Annotated in this window: 13 protein-coding genes; 4 read left to right on the top strand and 9 right to left on the bottom strand. The window is 74.0% G+C overall.

All coding sequences use genetic code 11. The annotated features are described in order from the left end of the window. Window positions 1-76: 76 nt before the first annotated feature. Window positions 77-1,453 carry a M6 family metalloprotease domain-containing protein gene (locus ACP4J0_RS28145; RefSeq protein WP_426601523.1) on the bottom strand — a complete coding sequence of 459 codons (1,377 nt, stop codon included), beginning with the start codon at window positions 1,451-1,453 and terminating at the stop codon, window positions 77-79. 284 nt (window positions 1,454-1,737) lie between these two features. On the opposite strand from ACP4J0_RS28145, the gene ACP4J0_RS28140 reads away from it, so the two are divergent. Continuing rightward, window positions 1,738-3,690 carry a putative bifunctional diguanylate cyclase/phosphodiesterase gene (locus ACP4J0_RS28140; RefSeq protein ID WP_426601522.1) on the top strand — a complete coding sequence of 651 codons (1,953 nt, stop codon included), beginning with the start codon at window positions 1,738-1,740 and terminating at the stop codon, window positions 3,688-3,690. Here ACP4J0_RS28140 and ACP4J0_RS28135 read toward each other — a convergent pair. From ACP4J0_RS28135 to ACP4J0_RS28125, 3 genes are all read right to left on the bottom strand, one after another. Beyond that, window positions 3,666-4,766: an LLM class flavin-dependent oxidoreductase gene (locus tag ACP4J0_RS28135; RefSeq protein ID WP_426554448.1), complete on the bottom strand. Its 1,101-nt coding sequence runs from the start codon at window positions 4,764-4,766 to the stop codon at window positions 3,666-3,668. The two genes, ACP4J0_RS28140 and ACP4J0_RS28135, sit on opposite strands and share 25 nt — an antisense overlap. A 69-nt stretch (window positions 4,767-4,835) precedes the next feature. Then, complete coding sequence (locus ACP4J0_RS28130) at window positions 4,836-5,003, bottom strand: hypothetical protein (RefSeq protein ID WP_426601521.1); 168 nt, start codon at window positions 5,001-5,003, stop codon at window positions 4,836-4,838. A gap of 97 nt (window positions 5,004-5,100) precedes the next feature. Then, window positions 5,101-5,466: a VOC family protein gene (locus tag ACP4J0_RS28125; protein ID WP_426601520.1), complete on the bottom strand. Its 366-nt coding sequence runs from the start codon at window positions 5,464-5,466 to the stop codon at window positions 5,101-5,103. Window positions 5,467-5,577: 111 nt separating this feature from the next. Here ACP4J0_RS28125 and ACP4J0_RS28120 point away from each other — a divergent pair, with 111 nt between their 5' ends. Both ACP4J0_RS28120 and ACP4J0_RS28115 read left to right on the top strand, forming a co-directional pair. Continuing rightward, window positions 5,578-6,552: a helix-turn-helix transcriptional regulator gene (locus tag ACP4J0_RS28120; RefSeq protein ID WP_426601519.1), complete on the top strand. Its 975-nt coding sequence runs from the start codon at window positions 5,578-5,580 to the stop codon at window positions 6,550-6,552. A gap of 78 nt (window positions 6,553-6,630) precedes the next feature. Next, the gene (locus tag ACP4J0_RS28115) at window positions 6,631-7,128 is read left to right on the top strand and encodes a GNAT family N-acetyltransferase (RefSeq protein ID WP_426601518.1); all 498 of its coding nucleotides are present in this window, start codon (window positions 6,631-6,633) and stop codon (window positions 7,126-7,128) included. Between the two features lie 184 nt (window positions 7,129-7,312). Here the strand turns inward: ACP4J0_RS28115 and ACP4J0_RS28110 are convergent, their stop codons facing one another. Genes ACP4J0_RS28110 through ACP4J0_RS28095 form a run of 4 tightly spaced genes read right to left on the bottom strand, consistent with a single transcriptional unit; the run spans window position 7,313 to window position 12,468 of the window. Next, window positions 7,313-8,674 carry an AAA domain-containing protein gene (locus ACP4J0_RS28110; RefSeq protein WP_426601517.1) on the bottom strand — a complete coding sequence of 454 codons (1,362 nt, stop codon included), beginning with the start codon at window positions 8,672-8,674 and terminating at the stop codon, window positions 7,313-7,315. Continuing rightward, the gene (locus tag ACP4J0_RS28105; protein WP_426601516.1) at window positions 8,671-10,299 is read right to left on the bottom strand and encodes a hypothetical protein; all 1,629 of its coding nucleotides are present in this window, start codon (window positions 10,297-10,299) and stop codon (window positions 8,671-8,673) included. The genes ACP4J0_RS28110 and ACP4J0_RS28105 overlap by 4 nt, the downstream gene beginning before the upstream one ends. After that, entirely contained in the window at window positions 10,290-11,618 is a 1,329-nt protein-coding gene (locus ACP4J0_RS28100; protein ID WP_426601515.1) for a hypothetical protein, read from the bottom strand. The genes ACP4J0_RS28105 and ACP4J0_RS28100 overlap by 10 nt, the downstream gene beginning before the upstream one ends. After that, complete coding sequence (locus ACP4J0_RS28095; protein ID WP_426601514.1) at window positions 11,515-12,468, bottom strand: phosphatase PAP2 family protein; 954 nt, start codon at window positions 12,466-12,468, stop codon at window positions 11,515-11,517. Before ACP4J0_RS28095 ends, ACP4J0_RS28100 begins: the two co-directional genes overlap by 104 nt. A gap of 194 nt (window positions 12,469-12,662) precedes the next feature. On the opposite strand from ACP4J0_RS28095, the gene ACP4J0_RS28090 reads away from it, so the two are divergent. Then, a complete protein-coding gene (locus ACP4J0_RS28090) occupies window positions 12,663-13,259 on the top strand; it encodes a histidine phosphatase family protein (protein ID WP_426601513.1) in 597 nt (198 codons plus the stop codon). Between the two features lie 192 nt (window positions 13,260-13,451). Here the strand turns inward: ACP4J0_RS28090 and ACP4J0_RS28085 are convergent, their stop codons facing one another. Further along, window positions 13,452-15,044, bottom strand: coding sequence for a hypothetical protein (locus ACP4J0_RS28085; protein WP_426601512.1), 1,593 nt, complete (start codon window positions 15,042-15,044; stop codon window positions 13,452-13,454). Window positions 15,045-15,285 lie beyond the last annotated feature (241 nt).

The following is a 15,285-nucleotide window of genomic DNA, read 5'->3' as shown; positions in this document are numbered from 1 at the left end:
CCCGCGCGGCTGCGCCGCGCGTGGCGGGGGCTCCGCCACCCGCCCCCCTTGGCCGTCGTGACCCCGGGCGCATGGCTCACCCCGGCGTGACCTGCACCGTCCACGCCCCCGACACCGTCCGCCCCGCCACCTCCACCCGTACGCCCTCGCCCGGCACCGTGAAGCTCTCGCCCAGACCCACCGGGGCGTCGGCGAGCGGCGGGTAGACCGAGTCCTCCCAGCAGGCCTCGGTGTCCGGGTGGGCGTCGACCACCTCGACCGGCCCGCCCCCGGACTCCGCCCCGCTGCGCACCCGGTACACCAGCACCCCCGCCCGGCAGGCGGCGGCGTCGTTGCCGACCGGCCCCCGTGCCTCGAAGGCGAGCACGCTGTCCGCCCCGGTGCGCACCACCGCGAGCTTGGTGCCCCGGCCGAGACCGAAGGCCGGCGCCCCGGCCGCGCCCGTCACCACCACTCCCGGCCCCGCTCCCAGCGGCTCCAGCGTCAGCCGGGTGGGGCCGCTGCCCCGCACGCACGCCACCTGCCGGGGCTGCAGCCAGCCCAGCTTCCACTTGTGCCAGCCGAAGAGGTCGGGGGCCAGTCCGAACTGGCTGCCCATGAGGTCCCAGTCGCCGACGTGGGTGTCCCAGTCGCCCTTGCCGTCGACGGGCCGCTGATACAGGTCGGGCAGGTCGAAGACGTGCCCGGTCTCGTGGGCCAGGACCAGCCGGTCCGGGGGATGGTTCTCGAAGACCGTGACGACGCGCCGGATGTCGGTGCCGTCGGCCCGCATCGGGGTGTCCAGGTTGACGACCTTCGTGGCGTCGGAGTCCACGCCGGGCGCGTCCGGGTCGGCGACGAAGTAGACGACGTCGTAGCGGGAGAAGTCGACGTGCCGGTCGGCGGCGTCGAGCGCGTCCCGCAGGTACGCGGCCCGGTGCCGGGGGCTCCAGTCGCGCCGTATGTCGTACCAGGTCGAGGGCCGGGGCATGGGGACCCAGGTGCGCAGCGGGTGCGGGCGGAGCGTGAACGTGCCGTACGAGGCGCGCCGGAAGAAACGGGTGGTGGCCGGGAAGTGGTCGGCGGCCAGTTCGGCCGGCGCGGTCAGCGGCTGCGAGTCGGGGAAGGACAGGAACACCATCACCGCGTCCAGGGCGCGGACGGGCCGCGGATAGGCGGCGTTCCAGGTGTCCAGGCCCTCGGAGTGGTGCACGTCGGCGCGCCGGAGCGCGCAGGGCTCCGGGGAGAAGGGCTCCGCGACCGAGGGGGCGGTGACCAGGGAGGTCGCGGCGAGGGCCGACATCGTGGTGCACACCGCCGTCGTGCTGCGCAGCCTGGGCCGGACCGCCCCCGCGGCCCGCCGGTCCGCGCCGAGCCTCTTGAGGGCTTCCCGGGGGAGTCGCCTCAGGGGGAGCTGGCGCGGCACATGGACCTCCGGGTGCGGTTGACGGGACACCGCACTCAGCTTGTGCATGTTTGTCGTACTGCGCCCTGTTCGCCTGCACCGGATGGGTGAGCCGCCCGGAATTTCGCCGGAGGACTCCTGGCCGGCGTCTTCGGGTCACTCACAGAACGTCACAACTGGTCGGGGGTGTGTGAAACCCGTCCAGGTGTGAGCAGAAACGATCTGCCGGAGAGATCACTTGGTCCCGAACGCGGAACGGCGGCTGGAAGGGCCCGGTGGCAGCCTCTATGATCGGCACACTTTCCTGCACGAACAGAGCACGAACAGAGATCGAGGCACTGCGGGAGCGAGCGGTGAACGGAACCTCCGAAGGGCCGGCGCCCGCGGCAGACCTCGACCGGTCGGCCGTCACGGACAGTGACAACCATCTGGCGCCTCGTACTCCGTGTACGGGGTCCCCGGCCTACCGGTCGGCGTTCACGGCCGCCCCCCTGGCCATGGCCGTCGTCGACGCCGAGGGCCTGGTCGTCGGCGCCAACGAATCGCTGGGCACCCTGCTCGGCACCGAGCCGGCCGCGCTGGCCGGCTGCCCGGCGGCCGACCTCGTCGACCTCGCCTCCGACGCCGGCACCTGGCACGCGTACCGCGAGGTGCTGCGGGGCCGGCGGCCCCGGCTGCGCTGCACCCGGCGGCTGAAGCGGGCCGACGGGCACTCCCTGTGGGTGCAGGTGACCCTCGCTCCCCTGGCCGAGCCCGGGGACGCGCAGGAGGGTCTGCTGCTGTCGGTCGCCGACATCAGCGCCCGGCGCGAGCTCCAGGCCCGGCTGCGCCACCTCCAGATGCACGACCCGGTGACCCGGCTGCCCAACCGCGCGCTGTTCTTCGAGCGGCTGACGGCCGCGCTGGAGGCGGAGCCGCACGAGCACGGGGGCACCGGCCGGATCGGCGTGTGCTACCTGGACCTGGACGGCTTCAAGGCCATCAACGACACCCTCGGCCACCGCGTCGGCGACCGGCTGCTGGCCGCCGTCGCCGAACGCCTCACCCGGTGCGCGGAGGACGCCGCTCACGCCCGGTCCGGCGCCCCGCTGGTCGCCCGGCTCGGCGGTGACGAGTTCGCCCTGCTCGTGGAGGACTCCACGGGTACCGACCAGCTCGCCGAACTGGCCGAATCGGTCCTGACGGCGCTCCAGGCGCCCTTCGAGCTCGCCGACCGCCGTCTGTCGGTCACCGCGTCGGTCGGCGTCGTCGAACGCCACACCGTCGGCACCACCCCCACCGCCCTGATGCAGGCCGCCGACACGACCCTGTACTGGGCCAAGGCCGACGGCCGGGCCCGCTGGACGCTCTTCGACCCCGAGCGCAACGCGAACCGCATGACCCGCCAGGCCCTCGCCGCCACGCTCCGCCCCGCCATCGAGCGCGGCGAGTTCGCCCTGGAGTACCAGCCGCTGGTCGGCATGGAGGACGGCCGGGTGCGGGGCGTGGAGGCGCTCATCCGCTGGAATCATCCTCAGTTCGGCGTATTGGCGCCGAATCGGTTCATCGCACTGGCGGAGGAGGACGGCTCGATCGTTCCCCTGGGCCGCTGGATCCTGCGCACCGCCTGCCACCAGGCCCGCCGCTGGCAGCTGGCCCACCCGGACGACCCGCCGATCTTCGTCAGCGTCAACGTGGCGGTCCGCCAGGTCTGGGACTCCGACCTGGTGGCGGACGTGGCGGCGACCCTGGAGGAGACGGGCCTGGCCCCGCACCTGCTCCAGCTGGAACTGACGGAGTCGGCGGTGATGGGCTCGGCGGGCCGCCCGCTCCAGGCCCTCAAGGCGCTCAGCGACATGGGCGTCCACATCGCCATCGACGACTTCGGCACGGGTTACTCGAACCTGGCCTACCTCAGCCGGCTGCCCGTCTCGGTCCTGAAGCTGGACGGTGCGTTCGTACGGGGGTTCCAGTACGACGGGGTGCGGGACGGCGGGATCCAGGCCGCCGGGGCGGACGCCGACGCCGCCCCGGCGGCCGACGAGTCCTCGGCCAACCCGGCCGACGAGGTCATCGTCGAGGCGATGGTCCAGCTCGCCCACCGGCTCGGGCTGACCGTCACCGCCGAGTGCGTGGAGACCTCCGACCAGGCGACCCGCCTGCGCCGCATCGGCTGCGACACCGGTCAGGGCTGGCTGTACTCCCGACCGGTGGCGCCGGATCGTATCTCCGCACTGCTCGGCGCCGCCGGGGCCGGGGCGGCCGACCCCGGGACCGCCGGAACCGCCGGGGCCGCCGGGGTTCAGGCCGGCGTCGGCAACCCGTAGGCGTCGGCGATCAGCTCGTAGGAGCGCAGCCGTACGTCGCCGCCGTGGGCGTTGGCGGTGAGCATCAGCTCGTCGGCGCCGGTGCGCTTCTGGAGGTCGTCGAGGCCGGACCGGACCTCGTCCGGGGTGCCGTGGATGACGTTGGAGTTCCAGGACGCCACGAACTCCTGCTCCATCGGGCTGAAGTCGTACGCCTCGGCCTCCTCCGGCGTCGGCACGAGCCCGGGGCGCCCGGAGCGCAGCCGGACCATGTTCAGCGCGGCGGCCAGCACCTGCCGGCGGGCCTCCTTCTCGTCGTCCGTCGCCAGCGCGGAGACGCCGATGAGGGCGTAGGGCGCGTCGAGGACGGCGGACGGCCGGAAGGACTCCCGGTACAGGTCCAGCGCCGGGACGGTGTTCTGCGCCGAGAAGTGGTGCGCGAAGGCGAAGGGCAGCCCGAGGGTGCCGGCCAGCCGCGCGCTGAAGCCGGAGGAGCCGAGCAGCCAGACCGGCGGCCGGTGCGGGGACTGGACGCCGCCGGGGGAGGTCGCCTGTACGGGACCGGGCACGGCGTGGATACGGCGGTAGGGGTGCCCGTCGGGGAAGTCGTCGTCCAGGAACCGCAGCAGCTCCGCGAGCTGCTGCGGGAAGTCGTCGGCGCCCTCGTTCAGGCGGTCGGTGCGGCGCAGGGCGGCGGCGGTGGCCCCGTCGGTGCCGGGGGCCCGGCCGAGGCCGAGGTCGACGCGGCCCGGGGCCATGGCCTCCAGCGTGCCGAACTGCTCCGCGATCACGAGCGGCGCGTGGTTCGGCAGCATGACGCCGCCCGAGCCGAGCCGGATGCGGTCGGTGTGGGCCGCCAGGTGGGCCAGGATCACCGCGGGTGAGGAGGAGGCGACGCCGGGCATGGAGTGGTGCTCGGCGACCCAGTACCGGTGGAAGCCGCGGGCCTCGGCGAGGCGTGCGATGTCCACGCTGGTCCGCAGGGCGTCGGTGGCGGTGCGGCCGGCGCCGACGGTCACCAGGTCCAGTACGGAGAGGGGGACGGGCGCGGTGCCGTGGACGGGGCCCCGGATCTCCTCTGCGGCGTCTGCGGCCATGGCGGGGTGCCTCCTGTGTGGTGTGACGTTCGCGGTTCGCTGCGCGACGTAACAGGAGGCGGTCTCCGGTTATTCCCCGGCGGGGGCCTTGGGGGTGGTGCGGAAGGCGGTGAAGGCGGGGGCGCGGAAGGTGAGCGTGGCCCGGGTGAAAGCCTTGTAGTCGTCGATCTGGAGGAGGCCGGGGATGTGCTGTGCAGGAAGTCCACGTCCCGGCGGAACGTGGCGTACACCAGCCACGCGTCCGATCTGCCGCCATGGCCACCAACGCGAGGTGACGACTACCGGGGCCTGGAACCGTCACTCTCGCACGGTGGGTCAGACGGGCAGGAGGTGCCTAGTCGACGGGCGAGACCCGGATCAGGTTGCCGTCCGGGTCCGTGATCACGAAGGTGCGGCCGAAGACCTCGTCGTGAGGCGGTTCGACCACGGTGACCCCCTTGGCGACCCACGCGGCGTGGATGTCGTCGATGGCCACCGAGGACCCCGGGACCATCAGGCCGACCTCCGAGGTGCGCGGCGTCTGCGGCGTGACCTGGTCCGCCCGGCCGCTCCAGAGCGCGAACAGTACGCCCGGCGCGACCTCGAACGGAACGTAGCGCGGGGTGGTCATGACCGGCTCGATGCCGAACAGATCGGAGTAGAACGCGGTCGCGCGCTCGACGTCGTTGACGTAGACGAGGAAGAGGTTGGGTGCGGACATGGGTGTCGGACTCCTTCCGGGAGGGCCGGTTCCGGCCGTTGCCGTCAGCCTCGCGTGAGAACCTGACAACGCCTGTCATGTTCGGGTGAGGAAGTCGAGGAAGCCGTCGCGATGAGTCGACCGCAGCGTTTGATGGAGCTCCTCGCGGCGTTGCAAGCACGTCGGCGGACCACCGCCGAGTCGCTCGCCGAGGAGCTGGGCGTCTCGGTCAGAACGGTGCTCCGCGACGTGCGGGCGCTCGTCGACGCGGGCATTCCCGTCTTCACCGAGCGGGGCAAGTACGGCGGTATCAGCTTGCTGCCCGGCGACCAGGTCGACCTGTCGAAGCTGACGACCGGCGAGGCGGACCTGCTGCGGGCGGTCGGGCTCGATCTCGACCGGGCCCGCCAGCTCGGCGGCGAGGCGGCCGCCCGGTCGGTGCTGCGCAAGCTCACGCCTCGCCGGTCGCCGGCGCACACCCGGGACGACCTGCCGCTGGCCCTGACGGACGTGATCGCGATCGACAACCGGCCCTGGTTCGAGGACCCCGCGCCCACGCCCGACGTGGCCGGCCTGGTCCGGGACCTGCGCACGGCCAGGCGCCTGCGCATCGGCTACCGGCGCAGCGGAACCGCGATCGTCCAGGAGTACGTGGCCGACCCGTACGGGCTCGTGCTGCGGGCCGGGCGCTGGTACCTCGTGGCCGACCGCGACGGACTGCCTCGTATGTTCGCGCTCTCCCGTCTCCAGCACTGGACCGTGCTCGACACCGCCCGTCGGCTCCGCCCCGGCGCCGACCTCGCCGGCACGGCGAGGGAGTTGGGAGAGGCTCTGGAGAACCAGCGGCACGTCGTCGTCACGGCGCGCCTCGACACCGACTTCCTCGACATGGCCCGCAGGGTCCTGGGCGCCCGGTTGAGGACGGCGGGCGCCCAGGGGGACGACGGGCGAGTCGAGATCACCGTCGCGTATGACCAACTCGACGGTGTACGGCAGCTGCTCCAGTTCAGCGACCACATCGAAGTCGTCGCCCCGGCGCCGGCCCGCGAGCTGATCCACCGACTCGCCACCCGGATCGCCCACACCCACACCGGGCAGCCGTACTGATCCGCCGTACCGACCCGGTCGGCGCCGCTGCTGAACGCCCGTCCGGGTCGGCCCTCGTGGGTCTGGCACACTGCCCCGATGATCGTCAGACTCGGACAGGAAGCCGATCTCCCCGGCTTCGTCGGTCTCGCAGCCCAGGTGGAGCACTGGTTCGGCCCGATGGTGGACGACCCCGGTTTCCATCGCGCCGTCGAGGACCACATACGGCACTCCACGGCCCTCGTCGCCGAATCTCCGGCATCCGGCGAGCTTCTGGGGGGACTGCTGTTCGGGGCGGACGCATCGGTCCACCATGTGCACTGGTTGGTGGTGGACCGGCAGGCACGGGGGCGGGGAGCCGGCAAGCGGCTGATGACGGAGGCGGTACGGCGGTTCGTCCGAGGGCCGGGCACCGTCGAGGTGGTGACCTTCGGTGCCGATCACCCCGGAGCGGTGGAGAGCGGCGCCCGTGTCTTCTACGAGCGCCTGGGTTTCCGCCCCGCCGAGGTCACCGGGCCCGGCCCCGAGGGCGGCTCCCGGCAGGTCTATCGCCGTGAGGTGGCCGGACCTCACGACACCGGTTTCCCGGTGCGCTGATCCGGCACCGGCTCGCACCCCCGTATGCCTCGACGGAAAGCGTGAACGATTCCCGCGGAATGTTCACGTACCGCTCAAATGAGCACTCCGAGGACAGAATGGCCGAAGTGTCCTCGCCGTGGCGAGAGTCCCCCGCCCGCCCCGGCTCCTGCTCGCCTCCACGCGCGGCGCGTTCCGCTCCGCGTCAAGGGCGCCAGGCCACCCGGTGCTCCGCCAGATGGGCCAGTACCGCGTGGTTCGCCTCCCAGCCGTCAGGAAACTTCACCAGCGTGCCCAGCTGGACCGGCTCCGTGGACGGATAGTCGTCGAGGAGCTCGCCGACCCCCTCCCGGCACACCACGATGCACGCGTGCCGGTGCCGGGAGGCCAGGACGCACAGGCGGCCCGTCTCCAGGTGGAAGGCGGTGGCGTCGGGACGGCCGGAGAGCGGGTGCAGGACGACGGTGACGTCGTACTCGCGGCCCTGGAGCCGGTTCGCCGTGTCCACGGTCACGTCGCTCACCCCGAGGTCGGCCAGCGCGGCCCGTACCGCCGCCGCCTGGTCCCGGTGCGCCGTACCGACGGCGATACGGCCGGCGGTCAGCGGGGCGGGGTCGGGCGAGCGCTCGGACGTCGCCGCGCCCTCCCGGTCGAGGAGCCGCCGGACCACCGCCGCCACCGCCCGCACCGCCTCCGGATCGGTGCGCGGGGTGTGCCGCGGGGGCAGCTCCAGCAGACCCCAGCCCGAACGGGCGGCCTCGTCGATCACCTGGTCGGGGCCCGAGCCGTCCGACGCCACCGCGAAGGCCAGACTCCGGTCGCCGTGGTCCGTGCCGCTGCGGAACGGCGTGTACGGGTAGAACGCGTCGGAGACGAGCCCCGCCGCCGAGGCCGGGAGCCGCCACGACACCGGCAGCCGGTGCTGAGGCAGGCCCGGATTGTGCGCGAGGAGTGTCGTCACCGCGGAGCCCGACGGGTCGTACGACAGGCCCGCCCACTGCTCGCTGCCCACGGTCGCGAACGGGTCCAGCTGGCCCGGGTCGCCCACGAACAGCGCCCGTTCGAAGAGACCGGCGACCGCCAGCAGGGCGTCGGAGCGCATTTGGTACGCCTCGTCGACGATCGCGTGCCGCCACGGCTCGTCCACCTTGACGTGCGCCCACTTCGCGGCCGTGGACAGGACGACGGCCTGCCCGGCGAGGTCGGCGGCCTTCGCCGACTTGCGTACGTTCGCGAGGTCGTCGAGTGCCTTGTCGTACGGGTCGGCGTCGCTGCTGTGCAGGCGGCCCACCGGCAGGTCGGGGTTCTTCTCGGCGAGACGCAGGACCAGGTCGTCGACCTGGGCGTTGGTCTGCGCCACCACCATCAGGGGGCGGCCGGCCTCGGCCAGCTCCAGCGCCGCCCGGACGACGAGCGTGGACTTGCCGGCGCCGGGCGGGGAGTCGACGACGACACCGCGCTCGGTGCCGTGCAGGGTGTCGTGGAGGATCGCGGCGGTGGCGCGGGCGGCCTCGGCGCCCGGGTCGAATCCGGCCTCGACGGGAGCGGTGGTGGCCTCGGCGGTCACAGGATGTCCTCCTCCGTCTGGGCGTCCGCGGCCTCCGGTACGGCCGCCGTCTCGCCGGGCGGTCCGCCGTGCGTCCACGGGGTCTGCTCCGGGTCGGGCAGTTTCGCGCCGCCCCGCTGCTCGTGCTCGAAGAGGGTGAAGCAGACCAGGTCCCCCTTCTCGGGCACCGACCCGGCCTCGGGCTCCTTGCCGCGGCCCATCTTGTCGACGATCCGCAGGACCAGTCCGCCCCCGCCCCCGACCCCGTCCCCGTCCGCGTCGGCCGGCCCGACGTACTCCGCCGCCTGCGGCTTGCCGTTCAGCGACCGGTAGACCTTCACGCGCTCGCCCAGGTGCGGGCGGTCGTCCGTGCGGACCGTGACCAGCGGGCGCGGACTGGGCCGCCTGCTCTCGCTGTACGCCATCACCACGTCGGTGACCTCACCGGCGAACGCCTCGCCGGACAGCCGCCGCCCGGCCATCACCAGTGGATCGTCCAGCGCCTCCTGGGCCTCCAGCCGGGCCTGTTCGCGCTCGCGCGTGGCCAGCTTGTTCGCCGCGGTCACCGCGTCGTCGCGGCGCGGCTGCGGGGGCTCGCCGGACAGCACGCGGTCGCGGTGGGAGGTGAACGACCAGCGGTCGCGGGTCCAGCGTTCCTCGACATGCGCGCCGGCGGGCAGCTCCCGCAGCAGCTCCAGACCCCGCCACACCGTGTCCCAGGTGGGGCGGGTACGGCTCTCGACCAGGGCGCGGATCTCCCGCTCGGCCGTGGTGAGGGAGCCGAGCCGGTCGTCGGCCTCCAGGCCGTCCTCGGCGGCGGCGAGCGCGGTGCGGGCGCGGTCGTAGCGCTCGATGGCGGGGGCGAGCAGCTTGTTGTCGAAGGCCGGGTCGGTCGCCGGGCCCGCGGGCGGGCACAGCAACTGGCCGTCGGCGTCACGCGCGAGTTCGGCGCGCCGCGCGGCCTGCGCGCCGGTCAGTCCCGCAGCGTCGGCCTCCGGGTCGATCCAGGCCAGCAGCGCCCCCAGGTGCTGGTCCTCCAGCGTGGACTGCCCGGTCGCCCACTGCCGGCCCAGCAGGTCGGTCATGGCCAGGAGGAGGGAGGAGCCGGGGACCCGGGCCCGCTCGCCGTAGTGGGTCAGCCACCGGCCGAGCAACGGCACCCTCGGCGGCGCGGGATGCGGCGTGTCCGGGTCCTCCTCCGCCGTACGCCGGAACCGCATCGACCGGCCCAGCAGCCGGACGAAGTCGATGCCCGCGCGGCTCGGCACGACCAGCTGCGCGGCGTCCGCGCACAGGTCGACCTCCACCTTGACGCGCTTGCCCGTCTCCGGGTCGGTCTCGGTGCGCTCGGCGGTCTCCACACTGTCGGCGTACGCCTCGATGTGCGGCAGCACGATGCCGGCCAGCTCGGCCAGGAACGCGAACCGCAGGTCGCGGTCGCGGGGCTGCGGGACGACCAGCAGATGCGGGGCGTCCCGGTCGGTGCCGACCAGGGCACCGAGCGGGGCACCGGCCTCACCGGCGGTGATCAGCGGCACGAAGACCAGCGGACGGTCGGACAGGTGCCGGTGCCGGACGGTGGCGGCGGGCTGGGCCCGGCCGGTGCGCATGGCCTCCAGACGGGCGAGCGTGGTGATCAGGGACACCCGGCCACCCCGCTCCCGCCGACCCCGCTCCCGCCGACCCCGTGCCCGGCGACCCCGCTCCCGCCGACCCCGTGCCCGGCGGCCTCCTGTCCGCCGGCCCCGACACCGGCCGTCGCGAGGGCCTCCGCACGCAGCCGGGCCGCCCTGCGCAGCGCGGCCACCGCCGGGTCGTCCGGATCACCGGCCTCCCCCCGGGCCGCCGCCAGCACGTCCTCCACCGTCGACAGCCCTCCGAGCTCGGCCCGTACCGGGCGGCCCAGCGCGGTCACCGCGCCGGCCTCGAGGGACCGGCCGCGGCAGTGGAAGGCAAGCTCGCAGGCGGACAGGCACTCGGGCGCGTACGTCGCGGGGACCGCCTCGACCGCGGCCGTCAGCTCCTCGGCCGGCAGCGCGGGGGAGAAGCAGACGCCCTCGGGGAGCGTGTCGGCGATGTCCTCGATGCGGGTCAGGCGGGCCAGCTGGCGGTCGGTGACCGCGCGCTGCTTGCGCACGTCGACGGCGGAGGCGGTGGGCAGGTTGGAGAAGTCCTCGGGACAGACGAGGAGCACCCGGTGGCGCACGCGCGGGGCGGGGTCCAGCCGGGCGGCGACCCGCTCCAGGGCCAGCACGTACACCGCTGCCTGCCGGGCGGCGGCGCCGACCTTCGCCGGGTCGGCGGAGCCGTCCAGCATGGGGAAGGACTTGATCTCGACCACCGTCCAGCTGCCGTCCGGGTGCACCACCACGGCGTCCGGCTCCAGGAAGGCGGGGGAACCGGCGACGTCGAGGGCGAGCATCGGGTGGTCGAGGAGCGTCCACGTGCCAGGAGTACCGGGTGGACCGGACGCCCCTGGTGTACTCGACGCCCCGGGTGTGCCGGTGGCCTCCCGCAGCGCCAGCGACGTCCGGGCCGCGCGGCCCTCGGGGCCGGTCGCGGACAGGTCCGGCACGTGCGCGCCGGAGGGCGGCTCGGCGCCCCGGTCCAGCTTCTCGTGCACGAGCCGCAGCAGCTCGGCGCCGCCGTCCGCCTTGACCCGCGCCTCGAAGGCGTTGCCCCGTACGAAGGCGAACTGCGACTGCCCGAAGACCGACGGCGAGCCCAGCGCGCTCGCGAGCGACGCCTTGTCCACCCCGGCGCCGTCGAGGATCGCGCGACGGCGGCACCCGGGGTTGGCGGCGAGCGCGGCCAGGGCGCGCGCGTCCAGTGCCTTGGCCGGTACGTCGGGACCGCGCAGCTCAGCGAGCCGGTGCCGGAGTCTCGTCCCCCGCGTCCGCTGGGGAGGGGTCCGGCTCGGCTCCCGCTCCGAACCGCTGCTCGCGCTGCCGTGGAAATCGCTCACCCGCGGAAGTCTGGCATCCACCACTGACAATCGCGGAACTCACGCCGGCCGGGGCCTGTGCGGCCGGGGTGGCGCGGGTCGCGAACCGCGTCCGTACCCGGTCCGCGCTCCGCAGCACGAACGGCGTCAGCAGCAGCCCCGCGCCCATCACGGCCGCGCCGGCCACGGCGTCGAGGAAGTAGTGGTTCGCGGTACCCATCACCACGATCGTGGTCACCAGCGGGTAGACGACGCCCGCCACCTTCGCCGTGCGTGTGCCGCCGTAGCGCCACAGCATCACCCCGCACCACAGGGACCAGCCCACGTGCAGGCTGGGCATGGCCGCGTACTGGTTGGTCATCCCGCCCAGGCCGCGCGGCGCGCTCGCCTCGCCGCCCCACCAGCCGTACGTGCTGTACTGGGCCATCGTGTCGACGAAGCCGTGGCTCGCGTCCAGCAGCCGGGGCGGGCAGGTCGGCAGCAGGGTGAAGCCGATGAGACCGATGAACGTGGACGTCATCAGCCAGGTGCGGGCGGCCCGGTAGCGCACGGTGCGTGAGCGGAAGATCCAGACCAGGATCGCGGGGGTGACCAGGTAGTGCAGTGACGCGTACCAGAAGTCGGCCGGTATGCCGATCCACGGCTCGCGGGTGAAGAGGCGGTTGAGCGGGTGCTCCGCGTTGAGGAACAGCACCTTCTCTATGCGCAGGATGGCCAGACCGTGATCGACGGCGTCGGAGACGTCGCCCCGGACGAGGAGGCGGCCCGCGGAGTAGCAGGCGTACACGAGGACGATGAGCGGCAGCTCGGTCCACCAGCGCGGCCGGGGTTTCGGGATCGCCTCGGTGCCCGGTGTCTCGGTGTGCGGCAATCCGATCGCCCTCCCCCTTCGTTCTCGCGCGCCTCGGACGGACACGGGCGTGCCACTCTACGGCCTTCGTGCGCCCGGTTCACGGAGCGCCCTCGGCCCTGATAGACGCCCACATCGCCCGCCGGGTTGCCCGTGCACGGCGTGCGCGATGATGGAGGCGTCCCCTCCGACACCCTCCCGGAAAGGCCCCCTTCATGGCACCGCGCATCCTGCTGGCACGGCACGGACAGACGGAGTGGTCACTGTCCGGCAGACACACCGGCAGGACCGACGTGCCGCTTCTGGAAGAGGGCCGGCGCGGCGCCAAACTGCTCGGCGAGCGGCTGCACCGGGCGCCACTGGAAGGGCTGCCCGGGGTCGAGGTGCGCACCAGCCCGCTGGTCCGCGCGCGGGAGACCTGCGAACTCGCCGGCTTCGGCGAGCGCGCCCAGGCGTGGGACACGCTGATGGAGTGGGACTACGGGGCGTACGAGGGCATGACCCCCGACGAGATCCAGGCCGTCCGGCCCGGCTGGCTGATCTGGCGGGACGGGGTTCCCGAGGGGGAGAGCCTGGCGGACGTCACCGCGCGCGCGGACGAGGTCGTGGCGTGGGCGCGTGGGGCGGACCGCGATGTCCTCGTCTTCGCCCACGGCCACATCCTCCGGTCGATCGGCGCGCGGTGGCTGGGGCTGCCGCTGGACTTCGCGGCGCGGATACGACTGAATCCCACGTCGCTGTCGGTGCTGGGGTGGGCGTACGGGGAGCCGGCGCTGGAGAGCTGGAACGACCTGGGGCACCTGGCCGGCTGACCTCGGCCCGGCCCGGCCCGGCCCGACCTCGGCCCGGCCTGGCCCGACCTCGGCCCGGCCTGGCCCGACCTCGGCCCGGCGCCGCGCGGGCGGGTGGCGCGCCCCGCCCGGCGTCGCGGGGTGCCTCCCCGTCGCCGACCCGTGCCGCCCGGCGCGGCACGACCGTCCGCGGCTGCCGGGCGGTGACGGACCTCACGCCGTCCGCGGCAGGGACGCGTGGCGGTCCAGGAAAGGCGCCACACCCGAGGCCCGCCGGTGGGGGAGGAGCACCCGGGCCGTGCCGGCCAGCATCGTACGGATACGGGACGACTGGACCTCGCCCAGGAGGTCCAGGACCCGCATGCCCGCCCCCGCCGCCTCGTCGGGGCGTCCGCCGCGGGCCAGGTCGTCCGCCAGTTCCGCCGAGTACAGCGCGAGGTTCCGGGTGAAGTGCGGGTCCTGCAGACCGGCCGCCCGTCGTGCGTGCCGGGCCGCCCGCGGCCAGTCGCCCAGGGTGGACCAGCACTGCGCCTCCAGCCCCTCCAGCTCGGCCTCGCCGTAGAAGCTCATCCACTCGGGGTCGGCGTCCGAGGCGCCCCGCTCGTAGAAGGCCTGCGCGCGGGCCAGCGCCTGCTCGCAGCCGACGCGGTCGGCGAGCCCCGCCCAGCCGCCCGCCTCGCGCAGCGCCAGCAGGGACATCAGCCGGGCGGAGCCCAGCGGCCGGGCGGCGCGCTGAGCGGCCTGGGCCGCCCGTACCGCCTCGCGCGGCCGGCCGGCGTCGCGGGCCAGGAACGCCATGTTGCAGAAGGCGTGCGCCTCCAGAGCCGGGTCGCCGGTCGTCCGGGCGGTGGCGAGGGCCTCGGCGTAGTGGGAGCGGGCGTCGTCGAAGCGCCCGGAGTCGTGCGCCAGCCAGCCCACGGAGATCGCCAGCTCACCCGCGCCCGAGTAGAGCCGGTCCGCCGTCGCCTGCCGGGTCGCGCCGGCGTCCAGCAGCGCGTACGCGGTGCGCAGCGGGGCCGCCGCGCGCCGGTAGAGACCGTCCGCGCCGTGCCGGTCGTCGAGCAGCCGGATCCGGCGGACGGCTTCTTCGAGGGCGCCCGCGTCGCCCGCCCCGGCCCGGCGCACGGGGCGTCGCGCCGCCGCGGCGTCGAGGGCGAGCCCCAGGGGGCCCAGCGAGGCGGCGGCCGTTGTGGCACCGCTCGTCATGAATGCGCGACGCAGCACGTCGCTCTCCTCATTGTCGTCGTGCGTGTCGTGCGTGTCGTACGGGTTGTACGGGTCATGGCGGTCGTCCGTGCCATGACGGTCGTGCGGATCACGCCTGTCGTACGGGTCATACGGGTCATACGGGTTGTACGTGTCGTGGGGGTCGTGTGGGTCATGCCTGCCTTGTGTGTCGTCCGTGTCCTGCGTGTCCCGCGTCTCATACGCCTCGTCGGGCCCGTGCGTCTCACTTGCGGCGCGCGGCGACCGTTCGGAGTGCGCCGGGGGCGCGTTCTCGACGGCGGGCGCCCGGCGCCCGCGTACCGACGAGCGGGGCGCGAACCCCAGGTCGGTGAGCGTGCGGCCGGGGAACATGTGGAGGAACACCCGCTCGTACGCGTAGTTGGGGCAGCGGATCTCGCCCGCCTCGACCCGCCCGACGTAGCGCGCGTCACAGCTGACCCGCTCGCCGATCTCGCGCGCGGCCCGGCGCACCGCCGCGGCGAACTCGGCCGGCGAGCGCTTTCCGCGCAACCGCCGGAAGGCGAGGTTCGGCCGAGGCGGCCGTTCGGGCTGGGCGGAGGGCACTGTCGTCGACGCCATGGCCGGGTCCTCTCGTGCGAACCGTCGAACCATGCCGGGACAGGGACCGGTGAGGATTCCTCCCTCCGGCAGCCCTGTTTCCGGCGAGCAAGAACGTACCGGCTGTGACCGATCGACCACCCGGTGTTTGGCTACAAACCGGATATCTCATGCTTGATCTGCCATGAAGTGCCATCCTTTACGGCCGCATCGTGCCGTAGCCGTTGACGGTCCCACGCGTTGAACCCTGTGGGCCGGGAGG

Origin of the sequence: Streptomyces sp. WG7 (assembly GCF_049975785.1) — a bacterium.
In the GTDB taxonomy this organism is placed as follows: Bacteria; Actinomycetota; Actinomycetes; order Streptomycetales; family Streptomycetaceae; genus Streptomyces.
The sequence above is the reverse complement of the archived record's forward strand: the minus strand, read 5'-3'. Positions and strand labels throughout refer to the sequence as shown.

What these genes read in the sequence shown, in the direction of transcription:
- ACP4J0_RS28085 (WP_426601512.1), bottom strand. Translation starts at nt 15,044, where the DNA reads ATGGCGTCGACGACAGTGCCCTCCGCCCAGCCCGAACGGCCGCCTCGG.
- ACP4J0_RS28115 (WP_426601518.1), top strand. Translation starts at nt 6,631, where the DNA reads ATGATCGTCAGACTCGGACAGGAAGCCGATCTCCCCGGCTTCGTCGGT.
- ACP4J0_RS28125 (WP_426601520.1), bottom strand. Translation starts at nt 5,466, where the DNA reads ATGTCCGCACCCAACCTCTTCCTCGTCTACGTCAACGACGTCGAGCGC.
- ACP4J0_RS28120 (WP_426601519.1), top strand. Translation starts at nt 5,578, where the DNA reads ATGAGTCGACCGCAGCGTTTGATGGAGCTCCTCGCGGCGTTGCAAGCA.
- ACP4J0_RS28090 (WP_426601513.1), top strand. Translation starts at nt 12,663, where the DNA reads ATGGCACCGCGCATCCTGCTGGCACGGCACGGACAGACGGAGTGGTCA.
- ACP4J0_RS28145 (WP_426601523.1), bottom strand. Translation starts at nt 1,453, where the DNA reads ATGCACAAGCTGAGTGCGGTGTCCCGTCAACCGCACCCGGAGGTCCAT.
- ACP4J0_RS28135 (WP_426554448.1), bottom strand. Translation starts at nt 4,766, where the DNA reads ATGGCCGCAGACGCCGCAGAGGAGATCCGGGGCCCCGTCCACGGCACC.